At 59.7% G+C, this 22,200-nt stretch carries 23 protein-coding genes and 1 tRNA gene; 10 read left to right on the top strand and 14 right to left on the bottom strand.

All coding sequences use genetic code 11. The features are described 5' to 3' along the window. Positions 1–21 precede the first annotated feature (21 nt). The 8 genes from ACYBHZ_RS07510 to ACYBHZ_RS07545 all read right to left on the bottom strand — a co-directional run bounded on the left by ACYBHZ_RS07510 (position 22) and on the right by ACYBHZ_RS07545 (position 6,018). Positions 22–1,092, bottom strand: a complete 1,071-nt coding sequence (locus tag ACYBHZ_RS07510) for a 2'-deoxycytidine 5'-triphosphate deaminase (RefSeq protein WP_460273637.1) — start codon at positions 1,090–1,092, stop codon at positions 22–24. Positions 1,093–1,186: 94 nt separating this feature from the next. Further along, positions 1,187–1,263: transfer RNA gene (locus tag ACYBHZ_RS07515), tRNA-Pro, on the bottom strand. 120 nt (positions 1,264–1,383) lie between these two features. After that, complete coding sequence (locus ACYBHZ_RS07520) at positions 1,384–2,304, bottom strand: MerR family transcriptional regulator (RefSeq protein ID WP_460273638.1); 921 nt, start codon at positions 2,302–2,304, stop codon at positions 1,384–1,386. Between the two features lie 24 nt (positions 2,305–2,328). Then, on the bottom strand, positions 2,329–2,628 hold the full coding sequence (gene ihfA, locus ACYBHZ_RS07525) for an integration host factor subunit alpha (protein WP_460273639.1): 300 nt from the start codon (positions 2,626–2,628) through the stop codon (positions 2,329–2,331). Between the two features lie 147 nt (positions 2,629–2,775). Further along, complete coding sequence (locus ACYBHZ_RS07530) at positions 2,776–3,750, bottom strand: beta-ketoacyl-ACP synthase III (protein ID WP_460273640.1); 975 nt, start codon at positions 3,748–3,750, stop codon at positions 2,776–2,778. Between the two features lie 19 nt (positions 3,751–3,769). Next, complete coding sequence (gene plsX, locus ACYBHZ_RS07535) at positions 3,770–4,957, bottom strand: phosphate acyltransferase PlsX (RefSeq protein WP_460273641.1); 1,188 nt, start codon at positions 4,955–4,957, stop codon at positions 3,770–3,772. A gap of 25 nt (positions 4,958–4,982) precedes the next feature. After that, positions 4,983–5,189 (bottom strand): 50S ribosomal protein L32, encoded by a 207-nt coding sequence (rpmF, locus tag ACYBHZ_RS07540; protein WP_219784152.1) that lies wholly within the window; start codon positions 5,187–5,189, stop codon positions 4,983–4,985. A 265-nt stretch (positions 5,190–5,454) separates the two neighbouring features. Next, positions 5,455–6,018, bottom strand: coding sequence for a YceD family protein (locus tag ACYBHZ_RS07545; protein ID WP_460273642.1), 564 nt, complete (start codon positions 6,016–6,018; stop codon positions 5,455–5,457). 80 nt (positions 6,019–6,098) lie between these two features. Between ACYBHZ_RS07545 and ACYBHZ_RS07550 the strand changes: the two genes are divergently transcribed. Further along, positions 6,099–6,581: an outer membrane protein assembly factor BamE gene (locus ACYBHZ_RS07550; RefSeq protein WP_460273643.1), complete on the top strand. Its 483-nt coding sequence runs from the start codon at positions 6,099–6,101 to the stop codon at positions 6,579–6,581. Positions 6,582–6,734: 153 nt separating this feature from the next. Here ACYBHZ_RS07550 and msrB read toward each other — a convergent pair whose 3' ends face one another. Both msrB and ACYBHZ_RS07560 read right to left on the bottom strand, forming a co-directional pair. Next, the gene (msrB, locus tag ACYBHZ_RS07555; RefSeq protein WP_460273644.1) at positions 6,735–7,127 is read right to left on the bottom strand and encodes a peptide-methionine (R)-S-oxide reductase MsrB; all 393 of its coding nucleotides are present in this window, start codon (positions 7,125–7,127) and stop codon (positions 6,735–6,737) included. A 272-nt stretch (positions 7,128–7,399) separates the two neighbouring features. Beyond that, a complete protein-coding gene (locus ACYBHZ_RS07560; RefSeq protein WP_460273645.1) occupies positions 7,400–8,809 on the bottom strand; it encodes a PepSY-associated TM helix domain-containing protein in 1,410 nt (469 codons plus the stop codon). An 834-nt stretch (positions 8,810–9,643) separates the two neighbouring features. Here ACYBHZ_RS07560 and ACYBHZ_RS07565 point away from each other — a divergent pair. Beyond that, the gene (locus ACYBHZ_RS07565) at positions 9,644–10,393 is read left to right on the top strand and encodes a GNAT family N-acetyltransferase (RefSeq protein WP_460273646.1); all 750 of its coding nucleotides are present in this window, start codon (positions 9,644–9,646) and stop codon (positions 10,391–10,393) included. Here ACYBHZ_RS07565 and ACYBHZ_RS07570 read toward each other — a convergent pair whose 3' ends face one another. Continuing rightward, on the bottom strand, positions 10,394–11,035 hold the full coding sequence (locus tag ACYBHZ_RS07570) for a LysE family translocator (RefSeq protein ID WP_460273647.1): 642 nt from the start codon (positions 11,033–11,035) through the stop codon (positions 10,394–10,396). It lies immediately after the preceding gene. Between the two features lie 107 nt (positions 11,036–11,142). Between ACYBHZ_RS07570 and ACYBHZ_RS07575 the strand changes: the two genes are divergently transcribed. From ACYBHZ_RS07575 to ACYBHZ_RS07610, 8 genes are all read left to right on the top strand, one after another. Beyond that, positions 11,143–12,981: an ABC-F family ATP-binding cassette domain-containing protein gene (locus ACYBHZ_RS07575; RefSeq protein ID WP_460273648.1), complete on the top strand. Its 1,839-nt coding sequence runs from the start codon at positions 11,143–11,145 to the stop codon at positions 12,979–12,981. A gap of 214 nt (positions 12,982–13,195) precedes the next feature. Next, on the top strand, positions 13,196–13,786 hold the full coding sequence (locus ACYBHZ_RS07580) for an outer membrane protein (protein WP_460273649.1): 591 nt from the start codon (positions 13,196–13,198) through the stop codon (positions 13,784–13,786). A 172-nt stretch (positions 13,787–13,958) separates the two neighbouring features. After that, complete coding sequence (gene speB, locus ACYBHZ_RS07585) at positions 13,959–14,924, top strand: agmatinase (RefSeq protein WP_460273650.1); 966 nt, start codon at positions 13,959–13,961, stop codon at positions 14,922–14,924. Then, positions 14,921–15,343: a DUF1499 domain-containing protein gene (locus ACYBHZ_RS07590; protein ID WP_460273651.1), complete on the top strand. Its 423-nt coding sequence runs from the start codon at positions 14,921–14,923 to the stop codon at positions 15,341–15,343. The genes speB and ACYBHZ_RS07590 overlap by 4 nt, the downstream gene beginning before the upstream one ends. Before the next feature lie 94 nt (positions 15,344–15,437). Continuing rightward, a complete protein-coding gene (gene prfA, locus ACYBHZ_RS07595) occupies positions 15,438–16,487 on the top strand; it encodes a peptide chain release factor 1 (protein WP_460273892.1) in 1,050 nt (349 codons plus the stop codon). Continuing rightward, complete coding sequence (gene prmC, locus ACYBHZ_RS07600) at positions 16,484–17,338, top strand: peptide chain release factor N(5)-glutamine methyltransferase (RefSeq protein WP_460273652.1); 855 nt, start codon at positions 16,484–16,486, stop codon at positions 17,336–17,338. Before prfA ends, prmC begins: the two co-directional genes overlap by 4 nt. 371 nt (positions 17,339–17,709) lie before the next feature. Further along, positions 17,710–18,315: a DUF4167 domain-containing protein gene (locus ACYBHZ_RS07605; RefSeq protein ID WP_460273653.1), complete on the top strand. Its 606-nt coding sequence runs from the start codon at positions 17,710–17,712 to the stop codon at positions 18,313–18,315. A gap of 317 nt (positions 18,316–18,632) precedes the next feature. Next, on the top strand, positions 18,633–19,868 hold the full coding sequence (locus ACYBHZ_RS07610; protein WP_460273654.1) for an aminopeptidase P family protein: 1,236 nt from the start codon (positions 18,633–18,635) through the stop codon (positions 19,866–19,868). Positions 19,869–19,937: 69 nt separating this feature from the next. Here the strand turns inward: ACYBHZ_RS07610 and ACYBHZ_RS07615 are convergent, their stop codons facing one another. Genes ACYBHZ_RS07615 through pdxA form a run of 3 tightly spaced genes read right to left on the bottom strand, consistent with a single transcriptional unit; the run spans position 19,938 to position 22,192 of the window. Further along, positions 19,938–20,354: a VOC family protein gene (locus tag ACYBHZ_RS07615; protein WP_460273655.1), complete on the bottom strand. Its 417-nt coding sequence runs from the start codon at positions 20,352–20,354 to the stop codon at positions 19,938–19,940. Between the two features lie 3 nt (positions 20,355–20,357). Next, complete coding sequence (gene rsmA, locus ACYBHZ_RS07620) at positions 20,358–21,200, bottom strand: 16S rRNA (adenine(1518)-N(6)/adenine(1519)-N(6))-dimethyltransferase RsmA (RefSeq protein ID WP_460273656.1); 843 nt, start codon at positions 21,198–21,200, stop codon at positions 20,358–20,360. After that, positions 21,200–22,192 carry a 4-hydroxythreonine-4-phosphate dehydrogenase PdxA gene (pdxA, locus tag ACYBHZ_RS07625; RefSeq protein ID WP_460273657.1) on the bottom strand — a complete coding sequence of 331 codons (993 nt, stop codon included), beginning with the start codon at positions 22,190–22,192 and terminating at the stop codon, positions 21,200–21,202. Before pdxA ends, rsmA begins: the two co-directional genes overlap by 1 nt. Between the last annotated feature and the right edge of the window lie 8 nt (positions 22,193–22,200).

The raw sequence follows: 22,200 nt of genomic DNA on the forward strand, positions 1-22,200 counted from the left end.
ATTTGGCGACAGAGCCTTGCTTCAAGCCCGGAAATGTTTCGAGAGCTTGAGACCCTGTCCTTGATAGTTGGAGGCAAGATCGGCACCGTAAAGCCGGTCCGGGCGATCTTCCATCCGTTCATAGACCAGACGACCGACGATCTGCCCGTGCTCTAGAACAAAAGGCGCCTCATGGCAGCGGACTTCCAACACGCCGCGCGCACCAGCGCCGCCTGCGCCAGCGTGACCAAAGCCCGGATCGAAGAAGCCCGCGTAATGCACGCGGAATTCACCAACCATCGCAAGATAAGGTGCCATTTCGGCGGCATAATCCGGCGGGATGTGGACGGCTTCGCGGCTCACTAGGATATAGAACGCGCCCGGATCGAGGATGATCTGCCCGGTCTTGGAATAAATCGGCTCCCAATATTCCGCAGGGTCATAGAACCCGATGTTGTCGAGATCGATCACCCCAGTGTGCGGCTTGGCGCGATAGCCGACGAGCGTGCCGTCTGCGGGTTTGAGATCGACGGAAAACCCAAGGCCCTGATCAATCACCGCCGTGCCATTCACCAGAGGGCTCTCGGCATGCAGCGCTTGAAGTTCCTTGTCGCTCAAAACGGCTTGTCCGGCGCGGAAACGCACTTGGTTGAGGCGCATGCCGGGACGGACAAGCACGGAGAAAGAGCGAGGGCAAATCTCGGCATAGAGCGGACCGTCATAGCCCGGCGCGATACGGTCGAATTCGACGCCGCCATCGGTGATGAGACGGGTCAAAAGGTCCAGACGACCGGTCGAACTTTTGGCGTTGGCGACGGCCTGAATGCCTTCGGGCAAAGACAGGTTTTCCATCAGCGGCACGACATAGACGCAGCCCTTTTCGAGAACCGCACCGTCGCTCAGGTCGATCTGGTGCATCTCGAATTCGGACAGCCGATCTGCGACCGTGCGGCCTTCGCCCGCAAGGAAAGAGGCGCGCACCCGCCAAGCCCGCGTGCCAAGCCTCAGATCGAGGGAGGCGGGTTGCACCTGAGCGTCGATGACGGATGGTTCGGCGGAAATTTCGCCACGTTTAAGCATATCACGAATGGCATGATCGGCCAAAACACCCATGACGATCCTCCCGCTAGATCTTGTATCTGATCACAGAGCTTTAACGCAAAACCGCCCGCAAGCCCAGAGGGTTGCGAGCGGTTTTGAGGTGTTATGGTCGGGCTAGCAGGACTTGAACCTGCGACCTTCCGTCCCCCAGACGGACGCGCTACCAGACTGCGCTATAGCCCGATGTGGACCCCTTAAATAGTCATTTCCTGAGCGGGGGCAAGCGTTAATTTGGCAAATTCAGACCAAATATTTCGGGCAAATATTTTGGAGAAGATGCCCGTGAATTGACGCGTCGCGATCTCAGCTGGCCAAGCGGTCTTTGAGCGCTTGGGCGCGCACCAACAGGTCCGCGATTTCATCCGGGGCGACTTTGCTCAACTGGCGATGATTGAGCTGTCCGAGCAGGACATGGTGCGGGAATTCGATTGGATCGTCGTCCTCGGGATCATATTGCAGCAGGAGATGCGGCCCAAGCGGTTCTGCCGGGGCTTGTGCGAGTTCCTCTGTGATCTCGGGCGCGCCTTCGATCTGGTCAGGGGGTGAAAATGTGTCGTCGCTGGTGTCGTCGGTTTCCGCCGTTTCGTCGTCCGCGGCTTCGTCGTCAGCTGGTTCGCTTGCAGCGAAATAAGCGGCGGTTTCGAGAGCAGGGGAAACATCTTCCGCGATGGTTTCATCCTCTTCAGATGTCTCGAAAAGCTCAGGCTCTTCGTCGCTCACGCTCTCCGACCCAAGATCAAAATCGAAAGACGATTGTCCTGGCAGCCCTGTCGTTTTTTTCTGAGGAATGACGTCTGTCTCTGCGGCTTCAGGGGCCGGGCGCGTAAAAGGAATCACCCGCTCTTCCGGTTCAGGCATTTCGAAATCGTCCTGCGGAACCATTTCCGCCATAGGGGCCGGGGGAATCGGTGCTTTTTCCGGGGCGGGGGCCGCGATGGGGTCCACGCCGTCGATCACGGGAGACAGCGAGGCGACATATTTGACGCCGTGTTCGCGCAGGAGTTTCTGCACCCCGCGAATGGTCATGCCGTCGTCATGCAGCAGCTTCTTGATGCCGCCTAAAAGCGCCATGTCGGAGGGGCGATAATAGCGACGCCCACCCGCACGTTTGACCGGTTTGACCTGAGTAAATCGGCTTTCCCAAAACCGCAGAACATGTGCGGGCGTGTCCAGCCAATCGGCAACCTCGCTAATTGTGCGGAAGGCGTCCGGTGATTTATCCATTTCAGATCAAACCTTTAAGCGGAATTACGATTTGTTGCCTGCCGCCACACGGTCCTTCATCAGATGTGAAGGACGGAAGGTCAGGACGCGGCGCGCCGGGATCGGAGCCTCGTCGCCGGTCTTCGGGTTGCGGCCGACACGCTCGGCTTTCGAGCGGACGGAGAAAGTGCCGAAAGACGAAATCTTGACGGTCTCGCCCGCGACAAGCGCGTCGGACACATGGCCCAGAACGCTTTCGACAAGCGCAGCGGATTCATTGCGGCTCAGGCCAACTTCGCGAAACACGGCTTCGCTGAGGTCCATGCGGGTCAAAGTCTTGTTCATTTTTCTTTCTCCCCCTGTGAAACGGTTGTTGTGGAGAGTGGCAGTTTGGCAAGCTTGCGTCAATATCAATGACTTGGGCGAAGGTGTTGAGATACCGAACCTGTCCGAATGGTCAGGTTTGCCTCACTTTCGCAGGCTTACGCCGTGTCACCAACGGATAACAACAGCGCCCCAAGCCAACCCGCCACCGATCGCTTCGGCGACACAAAGGTCGCCTTCCTTGATCTGGCCGCGTTCCTTGCCGACCGACATGGCCAGCGGGATCGAAGCGGCAGAGGTATTGCCGTGGTCCTGAACGGTTACGACAACCTTATCCATGGAATGGCCGAGCTTTTTCGCCGTGCCTTCGATGATGCGGATATTCGCTTGGTGCGGGACGATCCAGTCGATGTCCTCGGGCGCCAAACCCGCCTTACCAATCGCGCTCTCCGCGGTTTCTGCCAGTTTCACCACGGCCTGACGGAACAGGGCGTTGCCTTGCATCCGGAGCTTGCCGGAGGTGCCGGTGGTGGAAACGCCGCCATCGACATAGAGCATGTCTTTGTAGGAGCCATCGGAATTGAGATCGACGGCGAGAATGCCGCGATCCTGTGGCGTACCGGCCTCTTCACGTGCTTCGAGGACCAGAGCGCCTGCGCCGTCGCCAAAGAGCACACAGGTGGAGCGATCTTCCCAGTCCATGATGCGGGAGAAGGTTTCGGCCCCGATCACCAGCACGCGTTTCGCCTGACCGGAGATGATCTGGGCGTTGGCGTTGGACAGGGCGTAGATGAACCCGGCGCAAACGGCTTGCACATCGAAGGCAAAGCCGCAGGACATGCCCAGTTCTTTCTGGATCATGGTCGCGACGGAGGGGAAGGTCAGATCCGGCGTCGATGTGGCGACGATCACCGCATCGATGTCGGAGGCTTCAAGCCCTGCGTCTTGCAACGCGGCCCGAGCGGCATTTGCGCCCATCATGGAGGTGGTTTCCCCCTCGGCGGCAAAATGGCGCCGCTCAATCCCGGAACGGGTGCGGATCCACTCATCGGATGTATCGAGGGTTTTTTCGAACTCTGCGTTCTCGACCACGCGGGAGGGGAGGTAGTGCCCCACGCCTGCGACGACTGCCCGGACTGTCATGGACAAGACCTTATGTTATTTATGACGTTCCGTCATTTTGCGATGTGGCGACGGCGGATGCAACCCGTGCTGCCAAGCGATCGGTAAAGCCGGAAGCGGAAAGCTCATAGGCCAGTTTGATCGCGGCAGAGACGCCGGTGGCATCGGCCGAGCCGTGCGATTTGACCACGGTCCCTTTGAGGCCGAGGAAGACACCGCCGTTCACACGGCGCGGGTCGATTCGTTTCTGCAGGCGCTTCAAAGAGGTCAGGGCGAGCAGGGCGGCAATGCGCGAGAGCGGTGTCGCCTTGAACGCTTCCTTGAGAAGGTCGCCAACGAGTTTCGCGGTGCCTTCGCCGGTTTTGAGCGCAATGTTGCCGGTAAAACCGTCGGTGACGATCACATCGACAACATCACCGGGGATATCGCCGCCTTCGACGAAGCCTTTGAAATCATAGCCGCCAATGCCCGCCGCATTTGCGATCAGTTCATTGGCTTCTTTGAGTTCAGCGCGACCTTTGTGCTCTTCGGTACCGACGTTGAGCAGGCCAATGCGCGGGGTCTCAAGGTTCAACCCGTTGCGCGCATAAGAGGCGCCCATCATGGCATATTGCAAGAGATCACGCGCATCGGCGCGAATGTCTGCACCGACGTCGAGCATGACGTTGAAGCCTTGCGGATTGCGGGAGGGCCAGAGACAGGCGATGGCCGGTCGATTTACGCCATCAAGCTTGCGTAGGCGGATCATCGAGGTCGCCATAAGCGCACCTGTGTTTCCACAGGACACGCAGGCCTGAGCCTCACCATTTTTTACCGCATCAATAGCGGAGCGCATGGAGGTGTCCGTGCGGCGCATCGCCTGAGACGGTTTGTCATGCATGGTGACAACGCCGGGCACGTCGCGAATCTCAACACGATCACGCAGCACTTTGCGTTTGCGCACGAGTTTTTCCAACTCGGCACCGGGGCCATGCAGGATGAAATTCAGATCGGGATTCTTGGACGCAGAACGGACAATACCGGCGACAACTGCCGCCGGTCCGCGATCGCTGCCCATGGCATCGATCGAAAGCGTAATGCGCGTGCCCTTGAGGGCGCCAAGACGCCCTTTGGCTTTGGCGTTCGCGATGTCAGTCACCGTGGTGTCCGTTTCCTTGTTCTCCGGGGTCTGTCCCGAACGGGTCGGGGCATGGACATCGGAAGAGGTCTCGGACGGGCTCATGCTCATCTAAACGCCAAAAGGGTCTTCGTGCTTACGCAGCGTCTTCGTCGAGATCGATCTCGTCGGCCTGAGCAACGACTTCACGATCGTCGTAGTGACCGCAAGCGCCACAGACGTGGTGCGGGCGCTTCAGCTCGCCGCAGTTCGGGCATTCAGCCGGGTTGCCAGCGACCAGGGAGTCGTGGGCGCGGCGCATGTTCCGCTTGGAGCGGGTGACTTTATTCTGAGGGACAGCCATGTCTCAACCTCGGTAGCAACGGGCAGAGACCCATTCGGATCCGTGCCTCTGGTGGGCGGGGCGGATGCCCCTGATTCAGGTGCGGGCCTCATGCCCGGCGAAAACTTTGGCGCTTCATAGGCCTTCGTGAGCAGAGTGTAAACCATGGTTTGCACCGATGGATTTGGTCTGCGCGTCAAGCGACTGCATACAGGGAAGCGAGGCCGGGAACATACTCGCTTTCTGATTCCATGCAAGTCTTTTGTTTGCGCGTGTTAAATCACGCTTATTCGTCGTCTTTTCCAAGCTTATCGCGCAGTGCTTTGAGGGCTGCGAAAGGTTTCGCATCCTCGTCGCGCATGGCTTCTTTCCCCGGCTCGGTGAATTGCGTCACACCAAGCTCAGCGCCTTCCGCGCGCGGATAATCTGGAGCGGCGAGCGCCAAGGCCTCCTCAGCCACACGCGATAAGACGAGCATCGTGGGCAGGGGCTCGACATTGTCGTCCTCCGGCATCTCGAACTCCTGCTCTGGATGAAATTCTTCGTGAAGATCGGCAATATAGCTGCGCGTCACCGGTACCTCTAGGCGGGTGGTCACCGGGACGAGCGTTGCGACACAGGGTTGCACCACCGTGGCCCCCAATGTGCCTTCAAGACGCCAGTCGCGTTTGCCGACGGGCATGATCTTGCCCTCGAATTTCATTTTTCGGACGGAGCTTAGCCCAAGGTCGCTGGCCATTTCTTCCAAGTCTTCGCTGGACGGAACGAGTCGGAAGGAATGCGCATGGGCGTCGGAAAGATCGCGCAGGCGCAAGTCACTGCCCCAGCTGTTCAGGCCGTCATGTCCCATGATGGAAGTCTCCTTGATCGTCGGACGCTGTTTCTATAAGCCGGATACGAGGCGCAAGCGCACAAGGCAAGAGGGGGCATATGTCCGACCACATTTTCCCGAAGGGGACCGTTTTGGGGACCGCAGTTATGAAAGCCGTTCTGGGACTGGCTTTGGCCCTCTCTCTGAGCGCCTGTGTCGCTCAATTCCGCAATCATGGCTATGTGCCGACCGAGGATCAACTGTCGCAGGTGATCGTGGGTGTAGATACCAAGGACACCGTGGCCGATGTGATCGGCGCGCCGGGGGTCGAGGGGATTCGTGACACTTCCGGCTGGTATTACGTTCGCTCGCAGTTCCGCCACCTCGGCGCGATGGAGCCGAAAGAGGTGGATCGTCAAGTGGTTGCGATCTCTTTCGATTCGAAAAACGTGGTCAGCAACATCGAACGTTTTGGCCTCGAACAAGGCCATGTCGTCGCTCTGGAACGCCGTGTCACGGATGACAACATCAAGGGCGTGACCTTCCTTCAACAGCTCTTCGGCGGCATCGGCAACATCTCTGCGGAACAGCTTCTGCAATAAGAACGCTCTCCGACCAAAGACAGCAAAGCCGCCCCGACCGGGCGGCTTTTTTTATGTCTGTGTGGTGCCTTGAAGGGCTTCAAAACCCGTGTCGGCCTTGCGTCGGCTTTCTGTCGGATTTTTGTCGGGCAGGTTTTGCCTGACGCTGGCCGCTCAGTCCGGCACGAAACGGATCGACACACCGTTGATGCAATAGCGCATCCCTGTGGTCTCGCGCGGCCCGTCCGGGAAGACATGCCCCAGATGCGCGCCGCATTCGTCGCAATGCACCTCGGTGCGGACCATGCCGAAAGAGGTGTCGCGGGTTTCGGCGACGGGGGCGTCGGCCTTGGTCTGATCAAAGGACGGCCAGCCGCAATGCGATTCAAACTTGTTTTCCTGCCGGAACAACTCCGCCCCGCAACAGGCGCAGGTGAAGGCGCCGGGGGCTTTCGGGAACCCCGGATGCGAAAACGCGCGTTCCGTGCCATGCTGGCGCGTGACGCGATATGTCTCCGGATCCAGCTCCTCGCGCCACTCGGCATCTGATTTTTCGATTTTAGGCATGTGCGGCTCCTGTTGTGGCTTGGGAGGAAGATAGGGGGTGCGGGGCTGGTGGCAAGGGGGGGGGCGCAGGCTGTTGAAGGTGATATCCGGCGATGTTTTTGGTCCGGACGGACCGGGGTTGGCCGCTAATGCTCTTTTTCTGTGGTTTGTCTTTGTTGGAGCGAAAGTCAGCTCTCGCTCTGTTGGCGTGCGTCTCTGGCGGATGAAGCCGAGGGGCCGGTCCTGGCCCCTCGGAGATATTCATTATCTGAGCCTCGGGCTCACGTAGGGTCTCATGCGAACCTTCGACGACGCCCGATTTGATGGGCGATCAGCTCTATCACCAGCAGAATCAGCATCGACAGCCCGACCAGAGGGAAGAAGATTCCCGCTACGATTGCCATCCCGAGCAAGGTTCGGGGAATGCGCCAGTCGGTTGGGACGGCCGGAATGCCCAAGGCACCGGAAGGCCGACGTTTCCACCACATGATCGCCGCCGAAATGCAAAGCATGATCATTGCGAGGCAGGCGAGGAGCAGGACCACTTGGTTCAGCAAGCCCCATTCCTGGCCCATGTGGACTGAGATGCCCCACTCTGCCCAGCGCCCCAGAGTGCCCAGGTCTTTGAGGCCTGCATCGTAGAGAACCTCGCCCGTGTAGCGGTCAAGGTGGATGACCCGTTCATAGGTGATGTCGTCCGGGTAGACGGAGGCCGTGAAGACACCGGTCGGCGTGGTCGGTATGTTGATGGCATATCCCGGCACGATGCCCAGTCGCTCGACCGTGGCGACCACTGTGTCGAGGGTCGCAAGCACGGTGCCGTCCGGCACAGCGGAGGTCACAGCTTGTTCGCCGTGGCCTGCATGAGCGCCGCCCTCAGGTGCCTGTGATGACGGGATCGGCTGGCGCTCCATGATCCAAGGGGCGCGGTCGACCACGTCCTGAGTGGGCACCGTGGATTGCGGTGTGTCGGACCAGTAGCCATCGGGCATACCGAGGCCGAGCGCATAGGCGGTGTCGTAGAATTTCGCCCCCCAGACCCCGGACCAGGGCAGGCCGGTCATGGCGAGAAATACGATGAAGACACCGGTGTAGATTCCGGTGACCGCATGTAGGTCTCGCCACCAAGGTCTGCCCCGCGTGGCCTTGATGCGCAGCGTTCCCACGGTCTTGCGGCCGCGCGGAAGCCACAGGTAGATGCCGCTGGCCACCAGAAGGACCATCCAGCCCGCTGCGGCCTCGATCAACCGATTGCCGAACCAGCCGACATATTCCAGCGAATGCAGTTTGCGCACGACATACATCGCCGGGCTGCCAGCCGCGCCGCCGTCCCAGAGCGTGCCCAGCACGCGCCCATCGTAGGGATTGACGTAGATCGTGTTGCGGAGCCCATCGTCTCCGACAATGTCGACTTCGGCGCTGCGGTTCTGGGCCGGGGCTGGCGTATAGGCCCGAAGCGTGCCGGGATGGGTGGCCAACGCGGCTCCGGTAATCTGCGATGGCGACAGGGCCTTGGCCCCGACTTCGACGAAGCGCAGTTGTCGCTGCGCGGCATTGTTGATCTCATCCTTGAAAAGATAGATCCCGCCGGTCACGGCAAGGATCAGAACGAAGGGCAGGACGACAAGCCCTGCGATGAAGTGCCAGCGCCAAACGGCGCGATAGAGTGCAGCGCTTGCTGCACGGTTTATGTTGTTTGTCATTGGTACATTTCTTCGACCCGCCTAAAGCGTTTCTCAAAAAAGACTGAGGCGCTCAACTTATGAGAAACGAAGCAACATCAATGCATTGTGGCAACGCATTGTAGCAACGTTTTCGCTCAATCTGTTTCAGATTAAACGAAAAACGCTTTAACAGCGGTCACAGTAAGAAGGGTGGCCCCGTGCCTTTGATAGCAGGGGCCTCGATTCAGTGCAGGTCAGACGGCCCTTGGAGGGGCCCTTGTGGAATGATTGATGTTGCGCGCCTGTGCTGCGCGCTGCAGCGTCTCCCCCTGTCGCCAAAGCTCGTGCGGTCGGAATGCAAAGCACATATCCGGCACAGATACATGAGGAGGATGAGGAGTCGCGTGACAGAATGGGCAGGTGTGCTTGTGCCCTGAGTGATCGCCGCAGGCATCGTTCAGCGTCACGCCATAGACCATCGCATAGACTTCCCGAGCGTTGCTGGAACTGTCGGGTGCCATCAGAGACGCCGAGACAACACTCGTCACTGCGAGGCAAAGGCCGAGCATCAGAGAGAATATGATTGTGGTCCGGACGGTCATGGAAAAGATATGCCCGAAACTCTTGCAAAGGTGAATAGTGTTGATCGAGACGACACTCATTCGCAATACGCACACTTTCATCTCAAGAGCCGCGAACTTCCGTTTCCGCCAATGCCAAATCAACACCGACCTCACACCGCACCTTCTCAACATATCGAGCCTAGCGTCTCTTTCTCCCCAAACCCAACCTTCAAAAAACCGTCATCTCTTGCAGGCATGAAGGGGCGACCCCATAGTCTTATAATGTGAGACGCGAGAAAGGTTGTTCGAGATGTTCAAGCTCAAGGGCCGCTATACGGTCCGTTTCGCCGAAAGCCGTGCAGATATCGAGGCGGCGCAGAGGTTGCGCTATCTGGCGTTTGTTGCCGGGACGGGCGCGGCGGCGCGCCAAGATGGGCTTGAGGCCGATGATTTCGACGTGCTCTGCCGTCATGTCTTGATTGAAGAGCGCAAGAGCGGGCGGCTGGTCTGCACCTATCGGTTTCTCGATCTCGACGGCGGCGCGCATATTTCGCAGAGCTATTCGGCGCAGTTTTACGGGCTTGAAGGGCTCGCGGCGTATCAGGGGCGGATGCTGGAGATGGGGCGGTTCTGCATTCATCCAGAGTGTCACGACCCGGACATCCTGCGCATCGCCTGGGGCGCGATGACGCGCTATGTGGATGAGCAGGATGTCGAGCTTTTGTTCGGCTGTTCGTCGTTTCATGGCGCGGATTGGGCGCTGCATGCCGATGCCTTGGCAATGCTGAAACACCGCCATCTCGGGCCGAAACGGTTTTTGCCGAAGGTGAAAGCGCCGAACGTGTTCAAATTTGCCGCGCGTCTGCGGCGCAAGCCGGACGCGAAACGCGCGGCCAAGGCGATGCCGCCGCTCCTGAAGACTTATCTGATGATGGGTGGCTGGGTGTCGGATCACGCGGTGGTGGATCGGGATTTGAACACGATCCATGTGTTCACCGGGGTGGAGATCAAGTCAATCCCGCCAGCGCGCAAGAAGTTGTTGCGCTCTGTGGCGGGCTGATCAGCGTTTTTCCAGAGCGAGGCGCAGGCCCAGCGCGATGAGAATCGCGCCCAGAGAGCGTTCCATCCATTTGCCAAGGGTTTGAGAGCGGCGGAGCGCCGCGCCGAGGCGGTCGCCCATGAGGATGAGCGGCGGCTCGATCAATGCGGCGGCGAGGATGACCAGCGTGCCGTGGAGAAAGAGCTGTGCGGGCAGGGGACCGGCGCCCTCGACCACGAATTGCGGTAGGAAGGCCAAAAAGAACAGCGCGACTTTCGGGTTCAGGATGTCGGTGAAGATGCCCTGCCGGAAGATCGCCCACGGGTTCAGTTTTGGGCCGGAGACGTCTTTGTCGGAGAGAAACGCGCTGCCGTCAGAGCGGAGCGCCTGAATGCCGAGCCAGACGAGATAGGCGACGCCGACCCATTTCACGATGGAAAAGGCCACGGCTGATGTCATCAGGATGGCGGAGAGCCCGGCGGCGGCCATCACCACATGGACCATCGCGCCGATCCAGACGCCGAACATCGCGGCAAAGCCCGCGCGTTTGCCGCCGCGAAGCGTCTGGCCAAGGATGAAGGCGAAATCCGGCCCCGGCGCGAGGTTCAAAAGCAGCGCGGCGGAAAGGAATGTGGTCCAATGGAGAAGGCTATACTCAAACATGGCGCGATCATAGGAAGCCACGGGGTCCACGCAAATTGCGTTTTGTGACGCAGGCCCTCACATCCGTTGATATTGACCTTTCACGCGCTTCACAGTAGCGCAGAGCCATGGCACGCGCACCCGTTTTACAACTCTCCGACATTTCGCTCACCTTTGGTGGAAACCCTGTCTTTGACGGGCTGTCTCTGATCGTTCAGGAGGGCGACCGGGTCGCGCTCGTGGGCCGGAACGGTTCTGGCAAATCAACGCTCATGAAGGTCATGGCCGGGCTGGTGGAGGCCGACAAGGGCAGCCGCGTGCTCGGGCCGGGGATCACGGTCGGCTACATGGAGCAGGACCCGGACCTGTCGGGTTTCGAGACGCTTGGCGATTTCGCGGCGTCCCAGCTTGATGCAAGCGAAAGCTATAAGGTCGATATGGTGGCCGAAGGGCTGAAATTCGATCCCGCCACGCCGGTCGCGACCGCCTCGGGCGGGGAACGTCGGCGCGCGGCTCTGGCCAAACTTCTGGCGGAAGCGCCGGGGCTGATGCTTTTGGACGAACCGACCAACCACCTTGATATCGAAGCGATTGCGTGGCTCGAAGAGGAGCTGCGCGGGACGAAAACCGCCTTTGTGCTGATCTCGCACGACCGGGCCTTCCTGAATCACCTGACGCGGGCGACGCTTTGGATCGACCGGGGCGAAGTGCGCCGCCAAGAGCAGGGCTTTGAAGCTTTTGAAGAGTGGCGCGACAAGATCTGGGACGAAGAGGATCAGCAGCGGCATAAGCTGAACCGCAAGATCAAGGCCGAAGCCCGTTGGGCGGTCGAGGGCATTTCCGCCCGCCGCAAACGCAACATGGGCCGGGTGCGGGCGCTGCAAGACCTGCGCTCCGAGCGCGCCAGCCAGATCAAGCGTCAAGGCACGGCGGCGATGGAGCTTGAAGTGGCGGAGAAATCCGGCAAGCGGGTCGTCGAGGCCGATCACATTTCCAAGAGTTTCGGCGAGCGCGTGATCATTCGTGATTTCTCGATCAAGGTCGGTCGCGGTGATCGCATCGCTTTTGTCGGCCCGAACGGGGCCGGGAAGACGACGCTTTTGAAAATGCTCACGGGTGAGATGGAGCCGGATGCCGGCACCATCAAGCTTGGGACCAAGCTTGAGATGGCGGTGTTCGATCAGACACGCTCGAACATTCGCGAAGATTTGACCCTTTGGGAGGCGATGACCTCTGACAAGGAGATTTCGGTCTCCGGCAAGGCGGATCAGGTCATGGTGCGCGGCACCCCGAAACATGTGGTCGGTTATCTGAAAGACTTCCTGTTTTCCGAAGCTCAGGCCCGTGCGCCCGTGGCGTCGCTTTCGGGCGGTGAGAAAGCCCGTCTGCTTTTGTCGAAAATCATGGCGAAACCGTCGAATGTCTTGGTGCTCGACGAACCGACCAACGATCTCGACATCGAGACGCTTGATCTGTTGCAGGAACTTCTGACTGATTTCGAGGGCACGGTTTTGCTGGTCTCGCACGACCGGGATTTCATTGATCGCGTTGCGACTCAAACGGTTGCGGTGCCGGGGGATGGCAGCGCCACGCTCTATGCGGGCGGATGGTCCGATTATCTGGCCCAGCGCGGCGGGGCGGCCTTCGCCAGTGATAAGCCGCATGTGAAGCCCGCGGACAAAGGCGCGGCAAAACCTGTGGCGCAAGCTGCAAAACCGGCGCAGAAACCTGCGAAATCCGGGCTGTCATTTACCGAAAAACATCGGCTTGAAGCCCTACCGGGAGAGATCGAACGGCTGGAGGCTGAGATTGCCAAACTTGGCCAGCTTTTGTCCGATCCTGAGCTGTTCACGCGCGAGCCGGTGAAATTCAAAAAAGCCACCGAAATGCTGACCCAACGTCAAGCGACGCTGATGGCGGCAGAGGAAGAATGGCTTACGCTCGAAGAGAAAAATTCCGACGCTTGAGATGTGCGATTTCTGGCCGACATCGTTTTGTCGGCCAGTTTTTGCCAGTCACTCATACCTCTTGGGCGGCTTTTGACCGATTTAGGGTACTTCACGGTTTCCTCACGCTGGCGTGACCGCCGGACCTCTGTTTTCTCGGAACATTTCCTCTATTTGTCTCGTTGAGATGCTGATGAAGGCATCACCTCAGAACGAGGCAGAAAAGGAGAATAACATGAAACGTATCGCAACCCCCGCCATTGCTCTGGCAACTTTGGCTCTGACCGCTCCGGCTTTCGCTGGCGGCTATTCTGAACCGGTCGTTGAACAACCGGTTATGGCTGCTCCGGTTCCGGTTGCCGTCGGCACCGACTGGACTGGTGGCTACGCTGGTGCGACGCTCGGCTACGGCTGGGCTGACGGCGCTCTCGATGACAGCGACGACATGACCTACGGTGTGTTCGGCGGCTACGACTATGATTTCGGCAATTTCGTCCTTGGTGGCGAGTTGGAATACAATGCCACCGAGCTTGAAAACGACACCGCTGATCTCGACAACCTGACCCGCCTGAAACTGCGCGCTGGTTACGACATGGGTAAAACCCTTGTTTACGGTGTGGTTGGTGCGGCTTACGCCGAAGCTGACATCGACGGCAGCTCCTACAGCGACACCGGCTATGTCTACGGTATCGGCATGGACTACCTGATGACCGACAACATCGCCGTGGGCGCCGAACTTCTGCAAAACGAGTTCGACGGTTTCGACGGCAGCGGTTCCGATCTTTCGGCAACCACTCTGGGTGCTCGTGTAAGCTTCCGCTTCTAAGCGCAAGCTGAGACCTGTTTACGGTCCCCCCCGGATGGTCAATTTCTGACCATCTCAAGCCCTCCGTCCCCCCCGACGGAGGGCTTTGATTTTTCAGGTCTCTGTTTGTTTCAACATCCGATTGCCAAGCCGAACGGGCGCGTTACAGTGGGACGCGTAACGGGAGGGGCTCATGGCGCTCGAAGATGCAAAAAAACAGATTGATCTGGCCTTTACCGGCTCCGGACGGGGGCTGGCCTATGAAAACGCTTTTGGTGGCGCACTGTCGGCCTTTCGTCGTCGCTACACCAAGGATTTGACGGGGGTTGATCTTGCGATCACCGGTGTGCCCTTTGATCAGGCGGTGACCAACCGTCCCGGCACCCGTCTTGGCCCGCGTGCGATCCGGGAAGCCTCTGCTTTGCAGCCTTTTGATGCGCCTTATGGCTGGGGTTATTCGCCTTTGGACGAGTTCACCGTGGTGGATTACGGCGATCTGGCCTTTGACTATGCGATGGTTTCCGAATTCCCGGACCGTTTGACGGATCACATCCGAGGCATTTTGGCGAGCGGCGCCGGGAGCCTCGTACTCGGCGGCGATCATTACATCAGTTACCCGACCCTCAAGGCGCATGCGGAGAAGTTTGGTCCGCTGAGCCTTATCCATTTCGATGCGCATTCCGATACGTGGCAGGATGATGATCTGACACGGATCGATCATGGCACGATGTTCTACAAAGCGGTGAAAACCGGTCTTATCGACCCGAAAACCTCGGTCCAGATCGGCATTCGCACCGACAACCCTGACACTTTGGGCGTCAATATCATCGATGCGCGCACCGTGCATGAGCGCGGCGCGGCTTGGGTGGCTGCCGAGGTTAAAAAGATCGTCGGGGATCGCAACTGTTACCTGACGTTCGACATCGACTGCCTCGATCCAGCTTTTGCGCCGGGCACAGGCACGCCCGTCTGGGGCGGGCTTGCGAGTTGGCAGGCGGCGGCGATTCTGCGTGATCTCGCAGGGGTCAATCTCACCGGCGGCGATGTGGTTGAGGTCTCCCCGCCCTATGACACCACTGGCGCGACGGCCGTGGCGGGGGCGCATGTGGCGATGGAGATCATCGCGCTTTATGGCTGGACGAGACGGAAGGCGGAATGAGGATGCTGTTCTGGGGGGCGATCATCGTGTTTGTGGCGTTGCAGGCGTATATTCGCCTCGCGCCGACCGATGCCGCGCGCTGGCATATCGATCCTTTTGCGGCCTCTGATCCGTCCCCCGGCGGGGTGAAGCGCCTTTTGACCGTGCCGCTTGATCCTCAGGATGCGCTGACACGCTTTGCCGCCATTGCCGACACAGAACCGCGCACCCGGCGTGTTGCGGGATCGGTGGACGAGGGGCGTCTGACCTATCGCACCCGCACGGTGTTCTGGGGCTTTCCCGATTTTACGACGATTTCCGCGCGCTCCGATGAAAGCGGTGCGGAAGTGGTGATCCTTGCGCGCCAACGCTTCGGGCGCTCCGATTTCGGCGTCAATGCACGGCGGGCCGATGAATGGATCAAGGTGGCCGGGTTTTAGCGAGGTTGTGCGCGATTTCCCGCCCCGCGCTTGACCCCACGGGGTTTTCGGCGCAACAGACAGCATGACAACCGCCTCTATGATCCCTCCCTCCATGATCCCCGAAGACCGCCTCCAACAAATCCTTCAGCGTTTTGAATTCCTTGAAGCCTCCATGGCGCAGGGATCGGGGGACATTGTCGCCCTAGGCCGCGAATATGCGGAGCTGCGTCCGGTCGTGGATCAAATCCGCGCTTACCAGACGCTTCGCAGCGATCTTGAAGATGCCGAGATAATGCTGGGCGACCCGGAGATGAAAGCCTTGGCAGAAGAAGAGATTCCTGCGCTCAAGGAGCGTTTGCCGGAGGCCGAGCAAGCCCTGCAAATCGCGCTTTTGCCGAAGGATGCAGCGGACACCGGGTCGGCGATCCTTGAAATCCGTCCGGGGACGGGGGGAGATGAGGCGTCGCTCTTCGCGGGCGATTTGCTTCGGATGTATCAGCGCTATGCGGAGACCAAGGGCTGGCGGTTCGACATTATCGAGCTGGCGGAGACCGAGCTTGGCGGCATCAAGGAGGTGATCGCCAATGTCGAGGGCGAGGGCGTTTTCGCGCGGATGAAGTTTGAAAGCGGGGTGCATCGGGTACAGCGCGTGCCGGAAACCGAGAGCGGCGGGCGTATTCATACCTCGGCTGCGACGGTGGCTGTGTTGCCGGAGGCGCAAGAGGTCGATATTGAGATCAACCCGAATGACATCCGGATCGACACGATGCGTTCTTCGGGTGCGGGCGGTCAGCACGTCAATACCACGGATTCGGCAGTACGGATCACCCATATTCCCAGCGGGATCGTCGTGACCTCGTCGGAAAAGTCCCAGCACCGCAACCGCGAGATCGCGATGAATGTGCTCCGGGCGCGGCTTTACGACGCAGAGCGGCAGAAACTTCACGATGCGCGCGCCTCGGACCGCAAGTCACAAGTTGGCTCGGGGGATCGTTCCGAACGTATCCGGACTTATAATTTCCCGCAGGGCCGCATGACGGATCACCGCATCAACCTGACGCTTTACAAGCTCGATCAGGTCATGGGGGGCGATCTGGACGAGGTGATCGACGCTCTGATTTCCGACCATCAGGCCGCGCTTTTGGCGGAGATGGCGGGATGACGGTTCAATCGGCTTTGATCGCCGGGACGAAACGGCTTTCCGAGGCGGGGATCGAAGGCGGTGCGCGGGATGCACGCTTGCTCATGGCGCATGTGCTTGGACTGGAGCCGTCACGGCTGACTTTGGTGATGCCCGATCCAATCGACGCGGAACATTGCGCGGCCTTTGAGACAGCGATTGACCGACGCGTGAACCGTGAACCGGTGTCTCATATCCTTGGCTACCGGGCGTTTTACGGTCGGCGGTTCAAGGTTAATTCAGATGTCCTCGACCCGCGCCCTGAAACCGAGATTTTGATTTCGGAGGCATTGGCACGCCCGTTCAATTCGGTGCTTGATCTTGGAACAGGTTCGGGCGCTATCTTGCTGACTTTGCTCGCAGAACAGGTTTTGGCGAAAGGGCTTGGCACGGATCTTTCTGAGGCGGCTTTAGGTGTCGCGAAGGAAAATGCCGAGATGCTTGGTCTGTCGTCTCGTGCTCGTTTTCAGCAGGCGAATTGGTGGGACGGCATTGAGGGTGAGTTTGAGCTGATCGTCTCCAACCCGCCCTATATCGCGCTTGATGAAATGTCCTCGCTTGCTCCTGAACTTGCGCATGAGCCACGCATGGCGCTGACCGATGAGGCGGACGGGTTGTCGGCCTACCGTGTGATCGCGAAGGGCGCGCGGGCGCATCTCGCTCCGCGCGGGCGTTTGATGGTGGAGATCGGACCGACTCAGGGGGCGGCGGTGGCCGATCTTTTCCTGTCTGAAGGGCTCAAGGGCGTGCGGGTGATCGCCGATCTCGATGGGCGCGACCGCGTGGTCCGGGGGCAGGCCCCGAATGCGCATCCGCGCAATGCGGGGAAATAAGGCCTCTGTGAGAGCGTTTCTGCCGTCAGGGAATTGGTAAGGGGTCTGTGTCAGTCTGGCGTTTCAGGTCAGAAAATTGTGTTAAATACCGATTTTCTTGCAGTTTAGCGCCAACATTGCGGGGAGTTTTGTAAAAATCTCTTGTAATGACTGTCTCGACAAGGTTACAGAGGGTTGCGCTCGACGGGAAGTTGGCTTCCCGGCGCAGTTACCCTGCACAGCTTTGATGTTGATGGCTTCCGATTGAACGGGGGCGCATGGGACAGACAAGCCATTTGCGACAAGCCGGTCCGAGAATCCGGCACATAGGCTCGGATAACCCGAATAAAACGACTCGATAAAACGAGATTATAGGCTCGAAAGAACACCGTATGAGATCTTCGAAAAACCGTTCGCGGTCGAAAAACAACCGCAACCGTTCCGTTGGCAATATCGTCAACCGTGTCTTCGACAGCTCCGGCCCAGAGGGCAAAGTGCGCGGCACGCCGCAACAGATCATCGAGAAATACAACCAACTCGCGCGCGATGCGCAACTCTCGAACGACCGCGTCGCAGCGGAAAACTTTCAACAGCACGCGGAACATTATCTGCGTCTTCTGGCCCAAGCCCAGAAAGAGATGGAAGCCCAGCGCGAGCAGCAGGAACGTGAACAGCAGGAGCGCCGCGAGCGTCAAGAGGCTGAACGGGCCGACCGCCAGCGCAAACGCGATGAGCAACAGGCACAGAAAGCCGCCGGTGAGGGCGAACAGCCTGATCTGGTGTTCGTCGAGGCTGAAAATGCCGCTGAGGTGGCTCAGGAGGCCGACGCGGGTCTGGTAGAGACACCGGAAGACAAGCCGAAAGCGAAAAAGCCACGCGCGCCGCGCAAACCGCGCAAAACCAAAGCCGAGAAGGACGCGGAGGCCGCAGCTGCGGCCGCTGAGGCCCCGGCAGAGGCATCGGCTCCGGGTGACGACACACCGGAAGCGGCGGAATAAGTTCACATCCGCCGCGAGGATGGTTCATCTTCGTTGGGTGTTCAAACAGATACCAAAAGCGCTTCCGATAGGTTCGGGAGCGCTTTTTTTATGCGTCGATAGGCTCCTGAGACGGGCACGTTCAGAAAACAGGTGACAGGGCGTGGCCGATCGGTATCTATGACGATGCGGACCCGTTGCTTTTGCAGCGGTCGGGCGATGGCGTCGCCTTTTCAAATGTCCGATGTCCATCCTGCACGCCGGGATTTTGCTTTGCCGTTCGGGCGAAGGAGAATCCTGTCTCTCCTCCACCTGACGGTTTGAACAGGAGAGTTGAGATGGAAAAAATATCCACCTATCCCGCCGCGACAGAGGCGCGCCCGCAAGCCTATCGTTTTCATCAGGGCGAAAAATGCCTGCCGTTTGCGGATGCCGAATATGAAGCGCGCCTTGGCGGGCTGCGTAAGATCATGGCCCGGCTCGGGCTTGAGGCCTGCGTGCTCACGTCGATGCACAATGTCGCCTATTATTCCGGGTTTCTTTATTGCTCCTTCGGGCGGCCCTATGCGTTGGTCGTCACGGCCTCGGACAGCGTGACGGTGAGCGCAGGGATTGATGCCGGTCAGCCCTGGCGGCGCGGCTATGGCGACAACATCACCTACACCGATTGGCAGAGAAACAACTATTGGCGGGTGATCCGGGCGGCCATCGGGACGGGCAAGCGTGTGGGCTATGAGGGCGATCACATGACGCTGGCCCAGATGAGCCTGTTCGATGAGATGCTCGCCCCGGCGGAGAAGATCGACATTGCGCCCAAGACGATGAAGCAACGCTTTCATAAATCCCCCGCGGAGCTTGATCTCATCCGGGCAGGGGCCGCGACGGCGGATGTCGGGGGCTTTGCGATCCGGGATGCGATCAAAGCGGGGGCGCGTGAAATTGACGTGGCGATGGCCGGGCGCGATGCGATGGAGCTTGAGATTGCGCGGCGCTATCCGGAGGCGGAATATCGTGACACATGGGTTTGGTTTCAGTCGGGGATCAACACGGATGGCGCCCACAACCCGGTCACCGCGCGCAAATTGCAGCGCGGCGATATTCTCAGCCTCAATACCTTCCCGATGATTTCCGGCTATTACACCGCCCTTGAGCGCACGCTTTTCGTCGAGACGGTGGATGCGGCGAGCCTTAAAATCTGGGAGGCCAATGTGGCGGCCCATGAATATGGCATGAGCCTGCTGAAGCCCGGCGCGCGCTGTTCGGAGATCACGCATAAGATCAACGCCTTCTTCGCGGAGCGTGGCCTTTTGCAATATCGGAGTTTCGGCTATGGGCACTCTTTTGGCGTCCTGAGCCATTACTACGGGCGCGAGGCAGGGCTGGAGCTGCGTGAGGATATCGATACGGTTCTGGAGCCCGGCATGGTGATTTCCATGGAGCCGATGCTGACGATCCCGGAAGGCCAGCCGGGCGCAGGCGGATACCGCGAGCATGATATTCTGATCATCACCGAGGATGGCAATGAGAATATCACCGGCTTCCCTTACGGGCCTGAGCATAACGTGGTGGGCTGAGGCCTAAAGCGTTCCGAGCTCGCTTGCGCTGCGCCTCTATCCGCTTGCTTCAAGTTGGAGGCGCAGCCACTAAATGCCAAAGCTCTGGGTCAGCTCCTCGCGGTAGACGAGATGGATTTTGTTGCCGAACGGATCGCGAAGATAAGCGCCGTAGTAATCCGGCGCGTATTGCGGACGCAGCCCCGGAGCGCCTTCGTCCGTGCCGCCGTGGGCAAGCCCTGCGGCATGGGCTTTGTCGACTGAGGCCCGAGAGGGCGCGACAAAGGCGAGCATGCTGCCATTGCCAGCGCTTGCGGGGGCTTTGTCAAAAGGCTGATAGACGTAAAAGCGCGGGAAGGGGGCTTCGGGCCGGATCCAGCACCGGGCTTCCGGGCCTCCGTCCGGTTCGGTCACGCGTTGGTGCAGGCCAATCTCTCCCAGAACGGCGTCGTAGAACTCTGCCGCAAGGTCGAGATCATCTGCGCCGAGGGTGACATGGGAGAACATGGATCAGCCTTTCACCATTTCACGCGCCAGCGCACACCAAGCTTCGATCGGCACCTGTTCGGCGCGGTCGGTGGGTTTGATCCCCGCCGCGACAAGCCGATCTTCGATATCGGGCGAGAGGCCTTTCAAAGAGGCGCGAAGCATTTTGCGGCGCTGGTTGAAGCCTGCGGCGACGATGCGTTCAAGCGTCTTTGCATCGGCCTCAAACCGGGGCGCGGGGAGGGCTTCGAGATGTACCACGGCGGAATGGATTTTCGGCGGCGGGCTAAAGGCCTCCGGCGGCAGTTCCATGACGATGCGGGGCCGGGTGCGCCATTGCGAGAGAATGGCGAGCCGTCCGTATTTCTTGGAGCCCGGTTCGGCGACGATACGCTCCGCGACCTCACGCTGGAACATCAGCGTCAGGGAGGACCAATAGGGCGGCCATTCGGGCGGGGTGAGCCAACGGATCAGAAGCTCGGTGCCGACGTTATAGGGCAGGTTGGCGACGATACGCACAGGAGGCGTCAAACGCTCCAGCGGATCGATGTCCAGCGCGTCGGCGTTGATCACCTCAAGCCGACCCGGGTAGGCGGCAGAGATTTCCGACAGCGGCCCCATCGCACGGCTGTCTTTCTCGACGGCCAGAACCTTGCGCGCCCCTTCGGCCAGAAGGCCGCGGGTGAGGCCGCCGGGACCGGGGCCGACCTCAAGCACGTCACATTGCGTGAGATCACCGGCCTGCCGGGCGATTTTAGACGTGAGATTGAGATCGAGCAGAAAGTTCTGCCCGAGCGATTTCTTGGCCACAAGCCCGTGGGTCGCGATCACATCGCGCAGCGGTGGCAGACCGTCTACAGCCGCCATCAGCCTGCCTTCTGCGCCGTTTGGGCCATGTCATGCGCCATGCGCAGCGCGGCGATGAGGCTGGACGGATCGGCCACACCTTTGCCAGCGATGTCAAACGCAGTGCCGTGATCGGGCGAGGTGCGGATGAACGGCAGGCCGAGCGAGACGTTTACGCCACCGGAGAAGTCGATGGTCTTGATCGGGATCAGCGCCTGATCGTGATAGGCGCAGAGCGCGACGTCGTAACCCGCCCGCGCACGACCATGGAACATTGTGTCGGGTGACATCGGGCCTTTGAGATCAAACCCCTCTGCGGTGAGGCGTTCGATCATCGGGATCATCCAGTCGATCTCTTCAGTGCCCATAGCGCCGCCTTCACCCGCATGCGGGTTGAGACCGGCAATCGCGATGCGCGGATTGGAATAGCCCCAATAGCGTTCCATATCCTTGGCAGTGATGCGGATCGTGTCTTCCAAAAGATCGGGGGTGAACTGCTTAGAGACGTCTTTGAGCGGAATGTGGATCGTCACCGGAACGACCCGCAGCTCGGTACAGGCAAGCATCATCACCACACGTTTCGCGCCGCCGAGATGGGCGAGGAATTCGGTGTGACCGGGAAAGCCGTAGCCTGCGCCGTCCTTGAGCACTTTCTTGTGGATCGGAGCGGTGCAGAGCGCGGAGGCTTCGCCGGATTGGACGAGTTTGACAGCACGGCTGATCACATTAACGACGCTTTGCGCGTTTTTGAGATTGGGCTCGCCGGGTTCGACATCTTCCGGGAAATCGTGGCGCAGCACAGGAAGCGCGCCCGGGGCAATGTCGAGTGCGTCCGCCGGTTCGGAAATTTCTTCGAACAGGGCGTCCTGCGGCAGGTGGCGCGGATCGCCGATCCAGAAGAACGGAACGGCGCCGCCGAAGAGTTTTGCCGCTTTGACGGCGATTTCCGGTCCGATCCCGGCTGGTTCACCGCAGCTGAGTGCGATCGGAGCGAGAGGTGCTGTTTGGGTCATGAGAGAGG

The organism is Celeribacter sp. ULVN23_4 (genome assembly GCF_054788345.1).